Here is a 19,436-nt window from a genome sequence, read left to right as displayed (position 1 = left end):
TCACCAGCAATCTACCGTTTGACGAATGGACGGAAACCTTGGGTTCCGAGCGTTTGACGGGCGCACTGCTCGATCGCATCACCCACCACGTCAACATCCTCGAGATGAACGGCGACAGCTATCGTCTCGCCCAAAGCCGCGCCAGAAAGGCCGGCTAAACCCTCCTTGAAAATCGCCACGCACGCATGAGACCCCCGCTCGGGCTACGCCCTCCCGGAGGTCTCATGCGTGCGCCACAAGTGGCCTGGTTTTACTCCGCCGCCTGGCCTTAATTTGCTCCGGCGTTGACAGATCGGCTGGCTGAAGAATTGGCACCCGCCCCAGCCAGGCGCCCGCAGCTATTCCAACATCAGCATCGGCATGCTCGGCTACATCTCCGGCAAGGCCATGGGCTCGAACTACAGGCAGGCCGCTAAGGACGTGCTCTTCCCCGCCTTCGGCTTGAAGCATACGTGGATCGACGTTCCGAAGGACGAGATGAACCAATATGCCTTCGGTTACGACCGAAAGACCAACGCGCCGATCCGGGTGAACCCCGGCGTCCTCGCCGCGGAAGCGTACGGCGTAAAGTCAAGCGCCAGTGACATGCTCAAGGTTCTTGCTGTCGAATTGGGAGGCGGACAGGCCTCCGACGAATTGCGCAAGGCGGTCGAACGCACCCACGAAGGCCAATACAAGACCGCGTTCTTCACCCAAGACATGATCTAGGAGCAATATCCATGGCCGGTAGACCTGCAGACGATGATGTCGGGCAACGGCTACGACTTCATCATGAAACCCCAACCTGTCAGCAGGATTAGCCCGCCGCTTCTGATCCAGAAAAAAGTGATCCTCAACAAGACAGGCTCGACCAATGGGTTTGGCGGCTATATCGCCATGGTGCCTAGTGAAGGCCTTGGAGTCATCGTTCTCGCGAACAAGAACTATCCAAACGAGGCGCGCGTCGAGGCGACATACTCGCTGATCAAGGCGCTGGAGACGAAGTAGGATGTGTTCAAGCAGTGTCGGCCCAAATAAGGTCGGTCACGCGAGAGAATGCAAATCACTTTCCGCGAATGATTGCGAGTGCCCTGTTCGGCTACATCGCTGAAACCGGAATGACGTTTTCACGGTGGAGAGACCACCTGCGCATTGTTAAAGCCGTCAATCGCTTAATCCGTGGGATACCATTACCCAAGCCGCACTTGATCTTGGCTACCAAAGCGCAGCAGTTTCAGAGCGATGTTCACGCGGATCCTCGGCGTTCCGCCCGCGAAATACCTCAAGGAGACAATGGCGCATTCGGTTCCTGCACGCTGAAAATGAGCTACACACCTTTGCGACGCAGCCAGACCCCGTCAGATGCCAGAGCGGCGATCGAGTTCATTGAGGGCTAATCGAGACGTAGATGCCGCGAGATCAATGGATTAAACCCTGGTGCAATTTAAAAACGTAGGAGGTCACCAAAAGGCGACCGTCGCCATTCTAGGCATCACTATTTGCCTCCCGTGACGTCGAGAAACGCTCCGGTCGAGAACGATGCATCATTGCTTGCCAACCACAATATCGCCCGAGCTACCTCTTCAGGCTGACCGCCCCTGCCCATCGGAATGCTGTCCTTGACACGATCAACCCTTCCTGGCTCTCCACCGCTGGCGTGCATCTCGGTATAAATATGGCCCGGGCGCACGCAATTCACGCGGATGCCTTCGCGAGCAACTTCCTTGGCGAAGCCAACAGTGAACGTTTCCAGCGCGCCTTTCGAGGCAGCGTAGTCGACATACTCGCCCGGACTGCCCAGCCGCGCAGACGCCGACGAGACATTGATCACCACGCCACCCTTGCCGTTATGACGGTAGGACATGCGCTTTAAAGCCTCTCTCGAGCAAAGCATCGGTCCGATGGAATTGACTGCGAATAGCCGCTGCATGCGCTCAAAGCCGATCTCTTCCAATCGAGATTGTTTCGCGATCATTGCCGCGTTGTTGACCAACACGTCGATCCGGCCAAATTCTCCGTCGATTGCATCAAACAGATGTCGTATTTGGTCTGGATCGGCACTGTCTGCTTTTACCGCGATAGCACGCCGCCCTGTCGCCAGGACGTCCGACACCACTTCGTTGGCGGCAATTTCGTTGGAAAGAAAACTGATCGCGACGTCGTAGCCTTTTTCAGCAGCGAGCCGCGCTGTTGCAGCTCCAACACCGCGGCTGCCGCCTGTGATGAGAATGAGTGGCGCACCGGAAACGTTGTTCATTGTGAATTCCTGACTGGCTGGTTAGATCGACGTTGATTTGGTTGAATCATCAGGTTGAGGCTTTGGCGACCTTCTGCAGATGCGGCCGAAGCACGAGCATTAGCGGGATAATCAGGCCTGCCGTCGCGGCGGATGCGATGGTTGCTACTGTCTGGCTCGTGTGGTCAGCTATCAAGCCGTATACGATGGGAGCAAGACCACCCGAACCGATTACACTGGTGTAGAAGATCGCGAAGGCACGGCCTGTGTCGCCGGATGAAAGCTCCGGAACGCTGCCGTAAAGTATCGAAGACGTCCCGTTCAGGACTACGCCTAATACGGGCAGCATGGCCAGCGTGGCTGTAATCGGCGTGAATAATGTCGCTGTTATCATAGCTGCTGTTAGCGCTTCGGTTGCTATGACGCTGACAACGACCCCAAAGCGCTCAGCGAGCCAACCGCACGTCACCTTACCGAGGGCCCCACCGACAAACAGAAGCCCTAGCGCTACGCCGACTTCGGTCGACCCGCCGCCGTGTCCTCGAACAAGAAACGGCAGGAACAACAGGTAACCCATGCGCGTCGCCGTATCGAGCCCCCCGATAACAGTCAAAATGTCAAAGCCGCTGGATGCTTTCACCCGAGAGCCTTGCCGCTTGTTGCTAAGTTTGATGGGGGTTGCGGGGGCCAGCCACACCAGAGCAAACGTGACGAGAGCTCCGAGTATTACCAACAATGCCAATACCGGTCGCCACGCGAGGATTGGTAACATCACCGCGACAAGTGCCGGCAGGAGAGCCTTACCGAGATCCCCAGAGAAATTGTAGACCCCAAGCGGGCGTCGCGCAGCCTCGCCGTATGTATCAGTGACGAGCATTGAACCCTGCGGGTGTTGGACGCTCGATCCGATCCCGGCAATGACGAGGCCGACACACAGGCCGAAAAAACCGAGTGGCATGACCGCAATCAGTAAACCTGTAGAAGCCATGGCAGTTGAGAGCATCAAGGTCGTCCTCGGGGAGAACCGCTTGAGGGCCCGATCCGCAGGGATCTGTAAGCCGCCCATGGTCGCATAATAGAGTGCGCGAACGATTGCCAAAGCCGCGTAGGAAAGTCCGAACTGTGTCTGCCATACGGGCAGGAAAGCATAAAGACTATCGGTGAAACCGTCGTGGACCGCGTGCGCCAGACAGGCTGCTATCAAGCTGCGGTGTCTGATTGATGTTTCTTCTGCAACGGCGAGGTCTTCGTTGGCTTTGGAGGGCACCATACATTTGGCCATGTTTCTTTCCTTTCCCACACTAGATGTGTGATCTTTTCTCGACTAGATAGATTTTCGTCACAGGTAGTGTTCAATTTCCTCACAGGTTCAACATGCGTCGACTTCCACCCCTAAATGCCCTGCGTGTATTCGAGGTTGCAGCCAGAACGGGTAGCTATGTCGAAGCTGGAGGGGAACTCGGACTTACGCACGGGGCGGTTAGTCGGCAAATCGCCTCATTGGAAAGCTGGCTTGGACAGCGTCTGTTTGTGAAGGAAGGACGCCGGATGGTTGCGACACCGGTGGCGCGCGTCTTTGCCGCCGAAGTGGCTCTTTCATTTGATAGCCTGTCAATTGCGGCCAAAGCTTGTGGACGGCCCGGCGCGAGAAGTATCCTGCGTGTGAGCGCACCAACCAGTTTCGCAATGCGATGGCTCATCCCGAGGCTTAGCCAATATCACGCGGCACATCCTGACGTGGAGGTTGTGGTTACGACGGTTTCCTGCGTGCTCGAGGAGGTACGAGGCGGCTACGACGTCGCAATCAGGCGCGGTGTTCCACGAGTAGACCTTTGGCCACATCACACTGTCGTGCACGTTCTCGACGATGTTGACACTCTCATCATGTCGCCGGTCCTCTTCGAACGTCGACCCGTTCTCGAACCAGCCGACGTTAGAGGACATACCCTACTTGCGGCGGAGACACGCGGCGGCGACTGGGTCGACTGGCTGCAGGCTTCGGGACAACGCCACCTCGTCGGACTTCCGCGCCAAGTGTTCGATCATTTCTTTGTCGCGCGACAGGCGGTGGAGGATGGCCTCGGCATTGGGATTGGCCCTCTCCCGATGCTCGATCTCGACATCGCTAACGGCAGACTCTTGACTCCGCTGCCCCACATCAAGGTGCCTCGCACCGGGTACATCGCCATTACCCCTCGCCGATCCGACGTTGGGAGTTTGAATGCTGGGTTCGTCGACTGGCTCGTAGCAGAGGGCAGTGGATGAGCTCAAGAACTGGCTGTATATCGGGTTTCAACGGAAGCAGTCTTGAAGGGATCTGAACTTACGGACCTTTTGACGACATCGTAACATTTCCCGCAAAGCGACAATTGAAGGCAGCCCTCTGACGCGTTGCTTTCTAGACCTCGGACTGTCCATGATCCATGGGTTCGTGAACCAGTCGGGCGGCCACGTGAGAATTCATTCAGCGGTCGGGCAAGGGACGACCGTCACTGTCTTTCTCCCACGTCATGCTATCGCCGAAGCCGCTTCAGCCAATGTCGAGGTGGAAAGCGCCGATCCAGCGGCCAAAAGCAGCGCAACGGTACTTGTGATCGACGACGAGGCACTCGTTCGTATGCTCGTCGTCGAAGTGCTCGATGACCTTGGCTACCGCACGCTGGAAGCAGGCGACGGTCCTGACGGTCTGAAGGTACTCAGATCGGAGGCCAAGATCGATCTTCTGATCACGGACGTCGGCTTGCCGAACGGCATGAACGGACGGCAGGTCGCGGACGCGGCACGCGAAATTCGCCCCGACCTCAAGGTGATGTTCGTGACCGGCTACGCCGAAACGGCGGTCCTCAGCAACGGTCACCTCGATCCCGGCATGCAGATCGTCACCAAGCCGTTCGAGATGAACGCATTCGCGAAACGCGTTCAGGAGTTCGTCAAGTCCTGAACGCGCTAAGCGTCCTGAAACGATCTGCGGACGGCTGACAGCCGGATCTATTTGTTCTTGATGAATGATGCCGGTGATGCGCCTAACGCGGTTTATCTCTACCGACGTGGCCAGCGCGCTCGTTGCGGAACTTTGAGGATGAGACATCGTTTTCTTTTCTTCATCGAAGCAAGAGGAGATGTTCCATGCCGCAGGGCGACAAATCCGCATATACCGACAAGCAGAAGCGCAAGGCCGAGCATATCGAGGAAGGGTACGAGGATCGTGGCGTCTCCGAGAAGGAGGCCGAACGCCGCGCCTGGGCCACCGTCAACAAGGAAAGTGGGGGTGGCAAGAAGTCAGGGTCCGGCCGTGGCCATGCCGAAAACCACGCTTCCTCCGAAAAGGGCGGACGCAAGGGCGGTGCCGCCGCCGCGTCACGCACCACGGAAGAGCGCTCAGCATCCGCCAAGAAGGCTGCTGCCACGCGCAAGCGCAACGAGCACCACGCTCATCATTGATAGGACACGGCGTCACGACAGTGGCGCCGTTTCTTCTATGGAGGAACGTTCATGCCGAAGAAGAAATCCAAACAGAAGTGGTCGCAGGATGTCACTGACAACAGCGACGCGATGGACCTTAAAGGCGGTGTCTTCAAACAGCGCAGCGCCAAAAATATCGCCGACTCGCTCAAAGCCTCAGCCGAACATAGCGACCGCCGCAAGGCCAGCCCTTTCCAGTCCGCCATGTCGATGCTGAATTTCTACATCAATCGCGCCGGCAAGCAGCTGTCGAAGTCGCGCCTGGCGACCCTTAATCGCGCCAAGGACGAGTTGCGCAAGGATTTCGGCAAGCAGCCGAAACACTGATCGTCGGGCGGCAAAGTCAATAGTCCGCTCGCCGCCTCGCAACACAGTAACGGTCAAACTCTCGAACTACGAGATCCGCTGACGGTGTCCAGCTCAGGGTATTCTCCTGCTTGCGGCCGACCTTCGACACCAAGTCCCGCGCGACGGACACGCTACTGTTCGGGCGACGTTTTCTTTAGACGTGCAGCGAGGAAGTCCACGCAAAGGCGAACCTTCGCTGCCGCAAGCCGATTATGGGGAAAGACCGCGTGGATCGGCGCTGCGGGCAGCCGGTGCTCTGGAAGGACGATCTCCAGCCTTCCCGCGGCGACGTCCTCTTGAACGTCCCAGATGGATTTCAGAATGAGGCCCGATCCCTGCAATGCCCAGCGGTGACCCAGTTCCCCGTTGTTGGTGCTGAGTTTGCTCACAACGTTGACGGAGCGGCCGTCGGCGAATACCCAGTGTGTGTTCGCAGGGTCGCCGAACGATATGACGTCGTGCTTCAGGAGGTCATCGAGTGTGCCGGGCCGTCCGCGAAGGTCGAGGTAGGTCGGCGCCGCGCAGATGACCCGCCTGTTGGGCGCAGTTGTCGCGCGATGAGGCTGGAGTCGGCGAGCGCACCGAACCGGATCGCCAGATCGTATCCGGCGTCGACGATGTTCATGACGCCGTCGTCCGTGTCGAGACGCACATGCAGAGCGGGGTGAGCACGCTGGAACTCGCCAAGCAACGGCGCGAGCCATCGTATCCCGAAAGCGAATGTGGCGGTCACCTTCAGCGTGCCGGTTGCGGTGTCCCGGCCGCTTGTGACCTCCGTCTCCGCTTCCTCGATCTCGGTAAGGATGCGGACGCAGCGCTGGTAGAAGCGCGTGCCTTCTTCGGTCAGGGTCAACGACCTCGTCGTCCGGTTCATCAGACGGACGCCCAAACGTTCCTCGAGCCGCGACAGCTTGCGGCTAACGACGGTGAGGGAGAAGTTGAGTTCGCGTGCTGCTCCGGAAAGACTTCCGGCGTCCGCCACCCTTACGAAGACCAGCATGTCCAGAAAGTTGTCACTCATATTCTTGCTGATATCGCAAGAGACACTCACCGACAACAGCCATTCTTGCTGCTGTCACTATGCCCTATATTCCGACCAATCGAATTCAACAGGACGGTTCGCCGCCAGACAGGAGATTGAAAATGACATCCTTGACCAATCAGCGTGTCCTCGTCGTCGGCGGAAGTTCCGGCATCGGATATGCAGTCGCAGAGCAGGCTCTTGCGGCCGGCGCAAAAGTGACGATCGCCTCCCGCTCCGAACAGAAGCTGGCCGAAGCTGCAGCGGCACTGGGCGACGTTGAAACAGCCGTTCTCGACACCGGCGACGAGAGCGCCGTCGAATCCTTTTTCGTCGGGTCGGATGCTTGGGATCACGTCGTGATCTCGGCGGCACAAACGCCCAGCGGGCCGGTTCGCAAGCTTTCACTCGAAGACGCGAAGCGCGCGATGGAGAGCAAGTTCTGGGGCGCCTACCGGATTGCCAGGGTGGCCCGCTTTGCGGAAAGAGGTTCGCTGACCCTCATCTCTGGATTCCTGAGCGAACGTCCGTCCGGCTCGTCGGTTCTTCAGGGCGCGATCAATGCCGCTCTGGAGTCGCTCGGCCGCGGACTGGCGCTCGAACTTTCTCCAGTCCGGGTCAACGCAGTCTCGCCTGGGCTCATCGACACGCCGCTCTGGGCGAAGATGGAGGAAGCCAACCGAAACGCCATGTTCGAGCGCGTTGCCGCTAGCTTGCCCGCCAAGGCGATTGGTCAGCCCTCTGACATCGCCAATGCAGTGCTCTTCCTCATGACGACGCCGTTCGCGACCGGGTCGACTGTCCGGGTCGATGGTGGTGGTGTGATCGGGTGAACGCCGTGAACCTCGATCACGTGACCTTGCGGACTGCCGACTTGGAAGGCACCAGACAGTTCCTTCAGGACCTGCTTGGTCTGACTGTCGGATACCGTCCCGCGTTCGGCTTTCCGGGCTACTGGCTTTACGAAGGCGACCAGCCGATCGTGCATCTTATCCCTGGTGGTGGGGCGCCCGTTGGACGTGGCGCCGAGATCATCGATCATATCGGTTTCCGGCTGGACGGTTACAATGAATTCCGGGCTGACCTCGACAAAAGGCAAACCCCTTACTCGACAATGGATTTGCCCGATCTGGGCGAGCGACGCCTGTTCGTGAGAACGCCCGGTCAGATCTTGATCGAACTTGTGTTCCGCGAGGCGTCGAAGCAGGCCGCCGCCTAGACAGGGTGGCTGTGACGCGGCCAATTGTCAGTTTTCATACGTTTTATAATCAAACCCAACAGGAGCAAAAAATGCAGATAGACCTCACAGGCAAGACAGCCCTTGTTACCGGATCCACAGAAGGCATCGGATACGCCATCGCCCGTCAACTCGCGCGGGCGGGCGCAGACGTGGTGATCAACGGCCGATCCGACGAGAAGACCTCCAAGGCAGCCGAACGTCTGAAGGGCGAAGGCGCCAAGCGTACCGTCACTGCCGTCCCAGCTGACGTCGCCACCGCTGAAGGATGCGGCGCCCTGGTCACCAATGTTCCTCATGTGGACATCCTCATCAACAATGCGGGCATCTTCCAGCCGCTCGACTTCTTCGAGGCCGGCGACGAGGTGTGGGACCGCCACTGGCAGGTGAACGTCATGTCGGCCGTCAGGCTTTCACGGGCGTATCTTCCCGGAATGCAAAAGCGCGACTGGGGCCGCGTGATCTTCATCGCGTCAGAATCCGGATTCAACATACCGGTGGAGATGATCCACTACGGCGTCAGCAAGACTGCGGACATCGCGGTTGCCCGCGGCCTAGCCAAGCGCATGGCCGGGACCGACGTCACCGTAAACTCGGTGCTCCCGGGTCCCACACTATCCGAAGGCGTAGAGTCAATGCTCGCCGACGAGCGTGCGAAGACAGGCAAGCCCATCCAGGAGGTCGCGGCGGATTTCGTCAAAAAGCATCGCAGCAGTTCGATCATTCAGCGCGCGGCCAGCGTGGACGAAGTCGCCAATCTTGTCACATACCTCGCCTCGCCTCTGGCGTCCGCAACGACTGGCGCTTCGATGCGTGCGGACGGTGGGTTGATCGACACCCTCTGACACGCTCTATCGACTGGCCACTGCATTGATTTGTTATAGGTTGTCTCGCAGTGCCCGGTGGTGGTCGGCCCCTTAGCAACTCACCCGCGCTTCTATTATTTGCCGATGGTCGTACAATGTTGCTGCTGGCCGGCTTCGTAAGCAGAGAGCTGTTCTCCAGCCAATGTCCGCTGCTGCCAAGAATTGATCAACGGTCTTGAAGAGATAGGAACCGCCGAGCACTCGGTTTCAAAATATATTTCTAACCAATTCGGCCGGATGAAGCGTAACGGCAATTTATGGAACTTCGACTCCAGAATTCAACGACTTAGGCGGCGGATTTAAGATTTAAGAACTACGCTACAAATCGCAAACATCGCAGCATCTTCTAGAACCCGCACACCACAAGCAGGTTCTATGCGTCCAGCTGGTCGCCGGCTGGTACGAGCAGTTCGCCAACGGTGTTGGTTGCTTCTGCATGGATGGCGGTTCCATCTTCATGGCTTCGACGGAAGCCAGCACATCGCCTGCCTTGATCGTCTGACCAGGTGAAACGAAAACGCGCGAGATGACGCCAGGCATCAGCGCGCCGCCATGGGCGGCATTCCTAGCCTCAGTCTTGCGGGGAACGGCGCCACCGGCACCAGCATGGACGCGATCTGGCCCCTTGATGTGGCGCGGCTGGCCAATAAGCTCGAAGAATAACTTGACCATGCCCTTCTCGTCGGTACCGGTCATCGCCTGGTTGAGATCTGACGTTCCGCCGGAAACAAAATGAACCTGCCCGCTGGACGTGCTTGAGCGGAGGTGCGACCTGAGAGGTTTCAATATAATGCAAACGGTCTGGGACATAACCCGGATTCGCGCAACTGAACGTAAATGGGAATTTTATGACTGCTTCAATGCACTAGATGGTTGATGTGACGGGTTTTGCAGAAACTTCTCAGATTTCCGCGTGCTCGGAGATGCCGAAGAAGGGATAACCATAATGAAATGCGAGAGTTGGTCGAAAAGCTGGGCGGCAGATCGTTCCTCACGCCGTCTGGCTTCACAGATAGGCTAATCGGCTTAGCTTCCTTCTCCGTTACTACAGGTTTGACTAGGCGGTGCTCAGTTTGGCTTCAGCCTCGCTTCAGTTTGCTGCCTTAATTGGGTTTAGCAACAACGTCTATGGCAATTAAACAGCAGTACGGATCTACTATTAAACACGCGTGTGAGGTCATACGCGCGTAGTCTACGAAGCAGCAAGGGGTTTGGGTGGAGATACACATTTGAACTCATTCTTTCGTGGGATTATATGAACGCCAAACCACATGGTGCTGGGCTTTTTAGTTTCAGTGCCATTCAGATCCGGCGGATAACAATGATGAGACCGATATTGCGCCAACAACCAACTTTTCGTCCGCTCTTAGACCGAACCGTCTTGAAATGGGGCTTTGCAGCATTCGGCATGGCTTTGTGCGGCATTTTGTTTTTTTATACATTCCCTGGTTTAAATAGATGCAGCGAACGCTCTTTAGTATTTTTAATGTGGCCGCAAAATTACTATCTTTCACGCCAGCTTTTCGCCGAAAATATCAACCTCTTTGACGTGTGTATGTTTCTAAACGTTAACGCCATATCTAGTTTCATATTCTTTGTATTTTTCACTATCCGCATTTTTTTTAGAAAAAAGTTTAACAAGCAGAGGCTGTCGGTAAAGCTAACTATATACTGCTTGATATGCATCTTTGTCGCGTTGGCCGCATCCATGAGTAGTTTCACAAGAGACTTTAGTCCTTTTCAGCCAAGTCTCGCCGTTCCGATGGCAGTCAACGTTGTTAGAAGTATCGCAGAGATATTTATTGCATATCTGTGTTTGGGAGAGATCGCGTCGGCGGCGATCAGAAAATACTATCATGATTGATTATCAACTCCAATAGGTATAAGGCATGACCACGTTTACTGGCGACAAAAGAGCAGGATCGACTTTCGATCGACTACATGAGGCCGAAACCAAGGCAGTACAGGCTTTCGGGCCGGCGAAAATTACAGCCACGGTGACTATTTCTGGATTTATTGCTGCCAGTGGAGTTTTGGCCAAAAGTCTCTTTGACGGGAAAAACTTAAGTGCATACCAGCAAGTTGGCCGAGCGTCAGGTTACATCGGGACACTAGTCATAAGCACTGTCTACGGTTTAAGTCAAAAAGACCTTGGGAAGCTGGTGAAGGCTGAACTTCAAGGGGCTTCGAGCGTAGCGGGAGCTATAATAGGCTTTGAGCTAGGCGGGCCAGTTGTATCTTTTGTTATGGGAAACCTTGCGGGAGCTGCGGCAGGAGCAATCTTTGATGAAATTTCTTCAAACGCCGCGAATTATAGCTTTCCCAGCTCAAGTTTTCAATACGGGGTCGGAAATTATGGAACACCTGATGCTTTAAGTTCGCTCCTGTCGTCTCGGTCGGGATCAGGCTCACAATCCGGAGCGGGTAATTCCTGGCACTTCGACCCACTTTCTGGGACTGGTGACTTTAACCCCTATAGCATCACTGATCCTGCCTACGGGCCGATCACGTCCGGATACACAGGTCAAAATATGGGGCTGGATACCCCTTCCGAGATGGGGGCGGCCCCAGCAGCCACTCTTGCAACGCCTGTTGCGATCGCGCACATGATTCCGGCCACTGCTATTGGCAGTCTATCAGTGCCAATAGTCCAGCCCATATCGCTGACGCCCGTCATGCCAGTTATGCCGACTTACCCAGCGACTGCCTTTGATTTTTCCTACATGCCGGGCAGCAATTACAATGGATCCTCTTTAAATTCGAAAGGGGATGGCGCCGGGGGAGGCCTAGGCTACTCGGGATATCATGGGTCTACAGACAGCGACGCGAGTACAGACACCGGCTCGACAGATAACGGATCTCAAAGCGGCAGCGGTGCAAACGGCTCTTCCGGCGGCCAAAAATCTGCGTCAACAGGTACGAGTCATCATAGCGGCTCGAGTGGCGCAAAAGGCGGTGTTGTTGGAGGCATTGGCGCTAACGGAGCGAGCCCATTTGGTGGCGGCGGGTCCGGTAGCGTCACGGTAACGGGCTCTTGGGACTACACGGATCAAGATGGGAATGTAGTTGGCCATGGATACTCATATACAGACGCCAATGGAAAAGCTGCAGACCACGTGGATCTTAATAACGGCAATAGCTTTGATGCCGAGGAAAATGATCACGGACAGGTCGGAGCTCCTTCCGGATCGTTAAACGGCTCAGGATCCGACGACGATAGTCCGCCGGTTTTATTAGATCTGACAGGTAACGGAATCAATATTAATCCTATATCGACATCAACCTACTTTGTAGAGGAACAAGGTGACGGCTACCAACATCGTACTGCCTGGGCCGGCGACGGAACGGGTGTGCTTGTCATCGATGCAGATGGCAATGGGAAAATCACCAATGCGTCGGAATATGAATTCACACAGTGGGATCCTTCAGCCACATCTGACCTCCAAGCCATCAGAGACGTCTTCGACACGAACGGGAACGGCAAACTCGACGCAGGCGATGGCGCCTGGTCTCAGTTCAAGGTTTCGGTAAACGGCCAGCTTGTAACCCTGGGATCGCTGGGTATTACGTCGATCGACCTAACCCCAAAGGGAAGCGGCCAGACGTTCAGCGACGGTTCTGCAATCACCGGTACGACCACCTATACGAAAGCCGATGGCTCGACCGGGGCCGTCGGTGACGCTATTTTTACAACGGATGCAAATGGCTACATTATTTCCTGCCAGTCGGTGACGAATGCTGATAGCACCACAACCGAAACTCTCCTCGGCTACAACTCCGACGGCAGCCTTGCATTCAAGAACCTGATCAATACGAGCGCTGACGGCAAGACCATCACCACCAACTTCGACGACGATGGCAACGGCACCTTCGACCGCAGCCAGACGAACGTCATTTCAGTGGATGCTAATGGCATAAGGACGCAGACTGTCTCTGACTTCAACGCGGACAGCTCTCTCGTTAGCAAAACGACGACGGTAACCAGTGCCGACCATCAGACGATCACGACAACAATCGACCAGGATGGCAACGGTACGAACGACCAGAGCCAGGTCTTCACAACCGCTGCGGATGGATCATCGACGACCACGACAAAAGGCCTGAGTTTTAGTGGCACTCTGCTGCAACAAGTCGTGGTGCAATCGGATGCCACGGGTCTGTCCAAGACAACGCGCACCGATATCAACGGCGACGGGGTCGACGACGATGTACTGAGCGACGTCATAACGATTGCCGCAGACGGCAGCAAAACCCGCACCGTGCAGGATCGCAGCAATAATGCCACTTTACTTAGCAGCACGATCACCACGACCAGTGCTGATAGCCGAACCAAATCCATCACCTCGGATATTGACGCCAACGGCAGCATCGACTCCCGCGTTCAGGTGGTCACGAGTGTAGGCACGGCGGGTGCAATCACCGTCGATGTGACGACGAACAACGGTGACAATTCGTTGCGCGGAAGAACTACGACCGTCACGACTGCCGATGGCTTGTCAAAAACGGTTTCCACGGACATCGACGGAGACACACACTACGATGTCGTCAGCTCCGACGTCACAGTGGTGGCTGCCGACCTCAGCCGCGTCGAGACAGTGCAGAGCAAGAGCGGTAACGGGGCCTTACTGTCGAAGGTCGTTACCACCATCGATGTCAATGGCAAGACGACGTCCATATCGAAGGATACGAACGGCGACGGCGCTCTAGATAGCCTGGAGACGATCTCGGTCGACGGATCCGGCGTCACCACCGATACCGTAGCCGCAACGAGCGCGGATGGTTCCGTCATTTCACGGGTGACCTCAGTCGCTGCGGCAAACGGCCTTTCCAGGACGACCAGTTCCGATCTGAACGGTGACGGCACTTCCGATCGCATCTCCAGTGATGTTATCGTGACGAACACCGACAGTTCACGGACAGAGACCGTCACCGCCAAAAGTGCTTCCGGCGCAATCCTCTCTCAATCCGTAACGACGACATCTGCTGACAGCCTGACGCAGGCTCAGAAGCTCGACATCAATGGCGATGGTGTCTTCGACCAAACGTCGTCAGACACAATTGTCCTCAATTCCGTCGGAGGACGGACAGAGACGGTTAATGTCAAGAGCGCGGATGGGACGTTAGCATCCTCGGTAATCACGACGGTCAGTCCTGATCGCAGGACAACAACGGTCACGACTGACAGCAACGGCGATGGCCATGCCGACACGAATTTACTTCAAACGACTGCCGGAGACGCTACCCAAACGACAACCACGTCTCAAACCAGTGCCAGCGGTGTGCTGCTCAAAAAGACGAGCACAGTTGTTAGTGGCGATGGTTTGACGAAGACAGTGAACACCGATCTCGACGGCGATGGAAACCTCGATCTCACCTTTGTCGACCAGACGGTGCTGCGTGTCGACGGCAGTCGGGTTGAAACCCAAACGAATAAGAGCGCCAATTCTACGCTGCTCAACAAGTCTACGACGACAGTTACTGGGAACGGCACAACCATCACAATCGAGACTGACAGCAACGGCGACGGGATTGTCGACGCAAAAACTGTAAAGACCGTTGCATACAGCAACGCCGGCTCCACAATTACAGCGGTTTCTGACTACGCTGGTACGAGCCTCACCGACAAGGCGACGACGACCCTTAGCGCCAATGGTCTTTCGACACGGGTTGACGTCGACCAAGATGGCAATGGGACGATCGACCGTTCCACAGCGGATACAAAGACCCTGAACACCGACGGTTCGACGGGCGAGATCGTCTCGATATCGTCTAACAGCGGGGCATTGATATCAAAGACGACGAAGTCGACGAGTGCCGACGCGAAGACTTTTGTCACGAGCTGGGACATCAACGGTGACACTGTCATCGACGTGAAGGAAACGGTAGCCCTTAACGCGGCAGGTCTGACCACGGACACCGTCGAACAATACAAGGCAGCCGGTGCGCTTGGTAGCCGATCCGTTGTTGCGACGACATCAAACGGACTGTCGAGAACGTCAAGCTCTGACCTTGACGGCGACGGTGTATTCGAGCTTGTGACGACAGACGTCACCACGTTGAATACGGACGGAAGCCAAACGCGCATAATTTCCAAATTTGGCGCCAACAGCGTGTTGACCTCCCGCACCACAACAACCGTCAGTGCAAACGGTCTTTCCAAGACTGTCTCCTGGGCGGATGGGAGCGGGACCACTGTACGTTCCGAAAGCGATGTCTCGGTCGTCAATGCTGATGGCACGACAACCGAGACCCTCTCGGTGTTCAAGGCCGGCGGCACCCTCGAGAGCAAAGCAGTCTCAAGCGCAACGCCTCACAACTTGGTTGCCACAGTCACTTCTGACATCAATGGAGATGGTGTTGTCGACCAACGCTCCGTGACAACGAGAAACGCGGACGGGAGCGTTGGGCAAGTCCTCGCAGACCTTTCGGCGACGGGCGCAACGCTCGATAGCAAATCGACGACGGTCAGCGGTAACGGTCTTGTCCAGACTGTCGATTTCGACACCGACGGAAATGGTGTTGTGGACAGGCGGACGACGACGACAACCGTTTTGAACGCAAATGGCAGCACGACCTCAACGACTACGCTGCTGATCGCTGTAGCCGGAACTTTGACGGCAAAGGGGTCCACAGTGGTCGACACATCGGGGGATGGCCTGACCGTTTCCACGAAATGGGATACGACCGGCTCTGGCACGTTCGACAAGACCCAGACGGATGTGACGACACTGAATGCCGACGGTTCAAAAACTCGAACCGTCAGCAATTTCTCAGGTGGCACGTTGTCGAGCCGCTATCTGACGACCACCAGCGCCAACGGCCTGTCGATCACATCGCAGTCGGACATAACGGGTGCCGGAACCTATGGACAGAGCTCCACCGACGTTAAGGTATTGAATGCCGATGGATCGGTGACGCGGACGATTTCGGCGACAAAGGCGGACGGCACGGTCATTTCCTCTTCCGTCATTAGGACAAGCCCGAATGGACAGGTCATCTCTTCGAACGACCAAAGGACAGGCTTTGCGACAGAAATCTTGAGCGACACCACTGAGGTGCTTGCAGACGGCGCGGTCAGAGAAACCGCGACGACGACTGATGGCGCTGGTAAATTGCTAGACAAAATGGTCAGGCTGACGAGCGCGGACAGGCTGACGGTGACGGTCGACCGTGATGCCAATGGCGACGGAATTGTCGATCAGCATCAGCAGTCGGTGGTAGCGAACTCGGGTATCGTCACCTCTGTGATGACTGACCTAAAGTCCAGCGGCACCGTCCTGGATCGGTCTACGACCACCGTATCTGCCAATGGGCTTCAAACCACGATCGACTGGGATCTCGATGGCAATGGGACGACTGACCGTCGCCGTGTCGAGGCAGACAGCAACAATGCCGACGGTAGCCGAACAAGCGTCATATCCGATACTGATCTTACCACGAATAAACTAGCGTCGAAAATCACGACAACACGCTCTGCTGATGGCACGCGTCGGACGACTTCGAAGGATGTCAACGGCGACGGTGTGATCGATCAGAGCGATACGCTGACGACTGATAGCCGAGGTGCCAGCGTCGATATCGTGACGAACACGGCGACAGCACAAAGCGCGTCCTACCTCACGGCGGGCGGCGTTTACTGGAAACAGGCGATCGCAGCAAAAATTGAGACTGATAGTTCGCCTGATGGTCGGTCAAAAACCATCAAATTCGATTATAATGGTGACGGCATCTTCGAAACGATCATGCAATCGCAGCTACAGATCGATGGATTGGTTGCGACGACAGTCGCTGAGACAACCGCCGCTGGCGCCACCGTGGCCAAGGGGACGATAACCACGAGCGCCGATGGGCAGACAACCATCTTAAACAAAGATACCAACAATGACGGTATCATCGACCACATCGAAACGTCCGTCACCCATGCCGACGGCTCGGTGACGTTGACCAAGGTCGACCGCAATGCTGATAGCTCGCTGAAGCAAACAGTGGTCGATAGCGTCTCGGCGCTTGGCAGCCTGGTCATGCGCGTCACGTCAGACAGTCTGAGCCATAAGACGTCGCAAGTTCTAATCGCTTCCGACGGATCGTCGATCGTGACAACCTATGACGGGCCAAGTGGCCAGCAGCTCAGCGTCAGCAATGTCAATAAAGCCGGCCTGCTCACGAGTGGCGTTCTCTACGACCCACTGAACGCCCAGGCTTGGACACGGGTCGAGCAGTCTTTCGATGCATCGGGCAAAAAGACGCTCGAAAAGCAGTTCAACGATAATGGAACCCGGACCGAGATCTCGTTCTACACCCCGACTGGCGCACAACAGCATATCGACTACTTCAACACCTCGGGCGTCAGGACGAGTTCGATCGACTACGACCTGTTGAACACTGCATCATGGGCGAGAGTCGAAATCTCCTACGACGCAGCCGCACGCGTCACTTACCGTGCAGAATTTAACGACGATGGCACGAAAACCGCGTATACCTACGATGCTGCCAACGCTCAGAGTTATTCGAGCATCACGCAGTCCTTCAATGCTGCAGGCCAACTGATAGTCCAAACCCAATACAACGACAACAGCACGAAAAATATCGCTCTGTTCGATCCAGCGAACACCCAGGATTGGTCAAGGATTGACCAGACCTTCGATACGAGCGGTCGAATGACGTACCAGCTCAACGCAGAAGACGATGGTACTAAAGCCGCCTACACCTTCGATGCCGCGAGCAATCAGTCCTGGAGTAGGATCGACCAGAATTTTGATACGGCGGGACGGCTCGCCTACCAGGCCCAGAATAACGACGACGGCACACGCAATGTCACAACTTTCGATCCTGCAAACGTGCAGGGCTGGTCGCGCGTCGATCAAAACTTCGACACTAGCGGTCGCCTGACCTATCAAATCAATACCAATGACGATGGGACTAAGTACGCATACACCTACGATCCAGCCAACACGCAGCCCTGGAGCAGGATCGATCAAAATTTCGACACCAGTGGCAGGCTCACCTACCAATCCCAGAACAATGATGATGGATCTCGATCTGCTGTCACCTATGATCCTGCCAACAGCCAGCCATGGTCGCGCATAGAGCAGAGTTTTGACACAGCGGGACGACTGCCTACCCAAAGCGTCTTCAACGACGATGGAACGCGGAATGCCTATATTTACGACGTCACCAACGCCCAGCCTTGGTCGACCATCACTCAGGTGTTCGATACCTCTGGGCGGATGACGAGCCAGACACAAAACAATGATGATGGCGGACGCGTTCAGTATCAATATGACGTAAATAACGCGCAGCCTTGGTCGAGCGTGGCGGACGTATACACCAGCGGCGGCCAGCTTGCCACAGACTACGTCTACAGCGATGACGCCAGCAAATGGACTGCGACGTCCTACGACGTCAACAATAACCAGGGCTGGACCTCTCTGGTCCAAAACTTCATCAACTCAGGTCACATCACAACCGCCCGTTCGAACAACGATGATGGGACCTACACAAATTACCAGTACAATAGCTCCGGAGCCGTGACGGCTTGGCAACGATATCAATATCAAAGCGGGCCGCACTCAGGTAACACTTGGGTTATGATCGACCAGTATCCGGTGCCCCGCTCCGGTCACGGACCAGTTTTGTTGGATCTTGACGGCGATGGGCATATTGACCTGCGCCCGCTTGACCTCAGCGCACTTGCCACCGGTTCCAGCACGACCTTTGACTGGAATAGCGATGGCGCGAAAGACGGAACAGCATGGGTTGGACCCAACGATGGTTTTCTGGCGATTGATTTGGGGGCCGATGGACAATCAGGGCCAGATGGGTCGATCGACCAAGCCAAGGAGCTGGCATTCTCGCTCTGGGCCAGTGACGCCGACGTCGCTGCAAATGGCGGATCTGTCTCTGACCTCGACGGCTTGAGGCTCGCCTTCGATAGCAACCATGACAATATCCTGGATGCGAACGACGCGCGTTGGAGCGAGTTCCGCGTCTGGCGCGATAGCAACCAGAATGGCGTCAGTGATCCGGGCGAGCTTTTGACTATGAGCGACGCTGGGATCAAATTGATCAACCTTCTTCCGTCCAGCGATGGAGCACAGGCGTTTTCTGATGGTTCATCGATCAGCGGCACCAGCTCATATGAGATGACCAATGGTGCGAAGTACCTGGTCGGCGATGCTACATTGATGTCTCAACCGGCAGTGCCAGTGCCCGCTGCCGCATAGACAAGCTATCCGCTAGGCTGCCAATCTCATTGAGGGGTTGGCAGCAACCACCGGTTCGACATGC

Annotated in this window: 11 protein-coding genes and 4 pseudogenes; 11 read left to right on the top strand and 4 right to left on the bottom strand. The window is 56.2% G+C overall.

The genetic code is table 11. From position 1 onward, the window contains the following. Together VH564_RS08590 and VH564_RS08585 are read left to right on the top strand one after the other, a co-directional pair. A partial coding sequence (locus VH564_RS08590) for an ATP-binding protein (protein ID WP_423339413.1) occupies positions 1–158 on the top strand: 158 nt, incomplete at its 5' end. A gap of 133 nt (positions 159–291) precedes the next feature. Further along, positions 292–987, top strand: a pseudogene (locus VH564_RS08585) (serine hydrolase). 487 nt (positions 988–1,474) lie between these two features. On the opposite strand, the gene VH564_RS08580 reads toward VH564_RS08585, so the two are convergent. Both VH564_RS08580 and VH564_RS08575 read right to left on the bottom strand, forming a co-directional pair. Then, the gene (locus VH564_RS08580; RefSeq protein ID WP_423339374.1) at positions 1,475–2,236 is read right to left on the bottom strand and encodes an SDR family oxidoreductase; all 762 of its coding nucleotides are present in this window, start codon (positions 2,234–2,236) and stop codon (positions 1,475–1,477) included. A gap of 49 nt (positions 2,237–2,285) precedes the next feature. Next, positions 2,286–3,485 carry an MFS transporter gene (locus VH564_RS08575; protein WP_423339412.1) on the bottom strand — a complete coding sequence of 400 codons (1,200 nt, stop codon included), beginning with the start codon at positions 3,483–3,485 and terminating at the stop codon, positions 2,286–2,288. A 104-nt stretch (positions 3,486–3,589) separates the two neighbouring features. On the opposite strand from VH564_RS08575, the gene VH564_RS08570 reads away from it, so the two are divergent. The 4 genes and pseudogenes from VH564_RS08570 to VH564_RS08555 all read left to right on the top strand — a co-directional run bounded on the left by VH564_RS08570 (position 3,590) and on the right by VH564_RS08555 (position 6,004). After that, positions 3,590–4,480: a LysR substrate-binding domain-containing protein gene (locus VH564_RS08570; RefSeq protein ID WP_423339373.1), complete on the top strand. Its 891-nt coding sequence runs from the start codon at positions 3,590–3,592 to the stop codon at positions 4,478–4,480. 139 nt (positions 4,481–4,619) lie between these two features. Further along, positions 4,620–5,156: pseudogene (locus tag VH564_RS08565) on the top strand (response regulator); the annotation flags it as partial. Positions 5,157–5,341: 185 nt separating this feature from the next. Further along, complete coding sequence (locus VH564_RS08560) at positions 5,342–5,656, top strand: plasmid stabilization protein (protein ID WP_423339372.1); 315 nt, start codon at positions 5,342–5,344, stop codon at positions 5,654–5,656. Between the two features lie 51 nt (positions 5,657–5,707). Beyond that, positions 5,708–6,004, top strand: a complete 297-nt coding sequence (locus VH564_RS08555; RefSeq protein ID WP_423339371.1) for a DUF3175 domain-containing protein — start codon at positions 5,708–5,710, stop codon at positions 6,002–6,004. Positions 6,005–6,156: 152 nt separating this feature from the next. On the opposite strand, the pseudogene VH564_RS08550 reads toward VH564_RS08555, so the two are convergent. Continuing rightward, positions 6,157–7,025 (bottom strand): annotated as a pseudogene (locus VH564_RS08550) (LysR family transcriptional regulator). A 143-nt stretch (positions 7,026–7,168) separates the two neighbouring features. On the opposite strand from VH564_RS08550, the gene VH564_RS08545 reads away from it, so the two are divergent. The 3 genes from VH564_RS08545 (at position 7,169) to VH564_RS08535 (ending at position 9,128) form a co-directional block, all read left to right on the top strand. Continuing rightward, positions 7,169–7,879, top strand: coding sequence for an SDR family oxidoreductase (locus VH564_RS08545; protein WP_423339370.1), 711 nt, complete (start codon positions 7,169–7,171; stop codon positions 7,877–7,879). Between the two features lie 5 nt (positions 7,880–7,884). Then, positions 7,885–8,265 carry a glyoxalase gene (locus tag VH564_RS08540; RefSeq protein ID WP_423339369.1) on the top strand — a complete coding sequence of 127 codons (381 nt, stop codon included), beginning with the start codon at positions 7,885–7,887 and terminating at the stop codon, positions 8,263–8,265. 71 nt (positions 8,266–8,336) lie between these two features. Next, positions 8,337–9,128, top strand: a complete 792-nt coding sequence (locus VH564_RS08535) for an SDR family NAD(P)-dependent oxidoreductase (protein WP_423339368.1) — start codon at positions 8,337–8,339, stop codon at positions 9,126–9,128. Between the two features lie 394 nt (positions 9,129–9,522). Here the strand turns inward: VH564_RS08535 and VH564_RS08530 are convergent. After that, positions 9,523–9,857 (bottom strand): annotated as a pseudogene (locus VH564_RS08530) (biotin/lipoyl-containing protein); the annotation flags it as partial. A gap of 547 nt (positions 9,858–10,404) precedes the next feature. On the opposite strand from VH564_RS08530, the gene VH564_RS08525 reads away from it, so the two are divergent. Next, complete coding sequence (locus VH564_RS08525) at positions 10,405–11,013, top strand: hypothetical protein (RefSeq protein WP_423339367.1); 609 nt, start codon at positions 10,405–10,407, stop codon at positions 11,011–11,013. Positions 11,014–11,038: 25 nt separating this feature from the next. Beyond that, entirely contained in the window at positions 11,039–19,372 is an 8,334-nt protein-coding gene (locus VH564_RS08520; protein ID WP_423339366.1) for a beta strand repeat-containing protein, read from the top strand. Positions 19,373–19,436: the final 64 nt, after the last annotated feature.

The organism is Rhizobium sp. HT1-10, from assembly GCF_049472505.1.
Lineage (GTDB): Bacteria > Pseudomonadota > Alphaproteobacteria > Rhizobiales > Rhizobiaceae > Rhizobium.
This window is presented reverse-complemented; position numbering and strand designations above follow the sequence as displayed.

Excerpts from the sequence above, each read along its gene's own strand:
- VH564_RS08570 (WP_423339373.1), top strand. The coding sequence starts at position 3,590 with ATGCGTCGACTTCCACCCCTAAATGCCCTGCGTGTATTCGAGGTTGCA.
- VH564_RS08535 (WP_423339368.1), top strand. The coding sequence starts at position 8,337 with ATGCAGATAGACCTCACAGGCAAGACAGCCCTTGTTACCGGATCCACA.
- VH564_RS08545 (WP_423339370.1), top strand. The coding sequence starts at position 7,169 with ATGACATCCTTGACCAATCAGCGTGTCCTCGTCGTCGGCGGAAGTTCC.
- VH564_RS08525 (WP_423339367.1), top strand. The coding sequence starts at position 10,405 with ATGAACGCCAAACCACATGGTGCTGGGCTTTTTAGTTTCAGTGCCATT.
- VH564_RS08580 (WP_423339374.1), bottom strand. The coding sequence starts at position 2,236 with ATGAACAACGTTTCCGGTGCGCCACTCATTCTCATCACAGGCGGCAGC.
- VH564_RS08555 (WP_423339371.1), top strand. The coding sequence starts at position 5,708 with ATGCCGAAGAAGAAATCCAAACAGAAGTGGTCGCAGGATGTCACTGAC.
- VH564_RS08575 (WP_423339412.1), bottom strand. The coding sequence starts at position 3,485 with ATGGTGCCCTCCAAAGCCAACGAAGACCTCGCCGTTGCAGAAGAAACA.
- VH564_RS08520 (WP_423339366.1), top strand. The coding sequence starts at position 11,039 with ATGACCACGTTTACTGGCGACAAAAGAGCAGGATCGACTTTCGATCGA.
- VH564_RS08560 (WP_423339372.1), top strand. The coding sequence starts at position 5,342 with ATGCCGCAGGGCGACAAATCCGCATATACCGACAAGCAGAAGCGCAAG.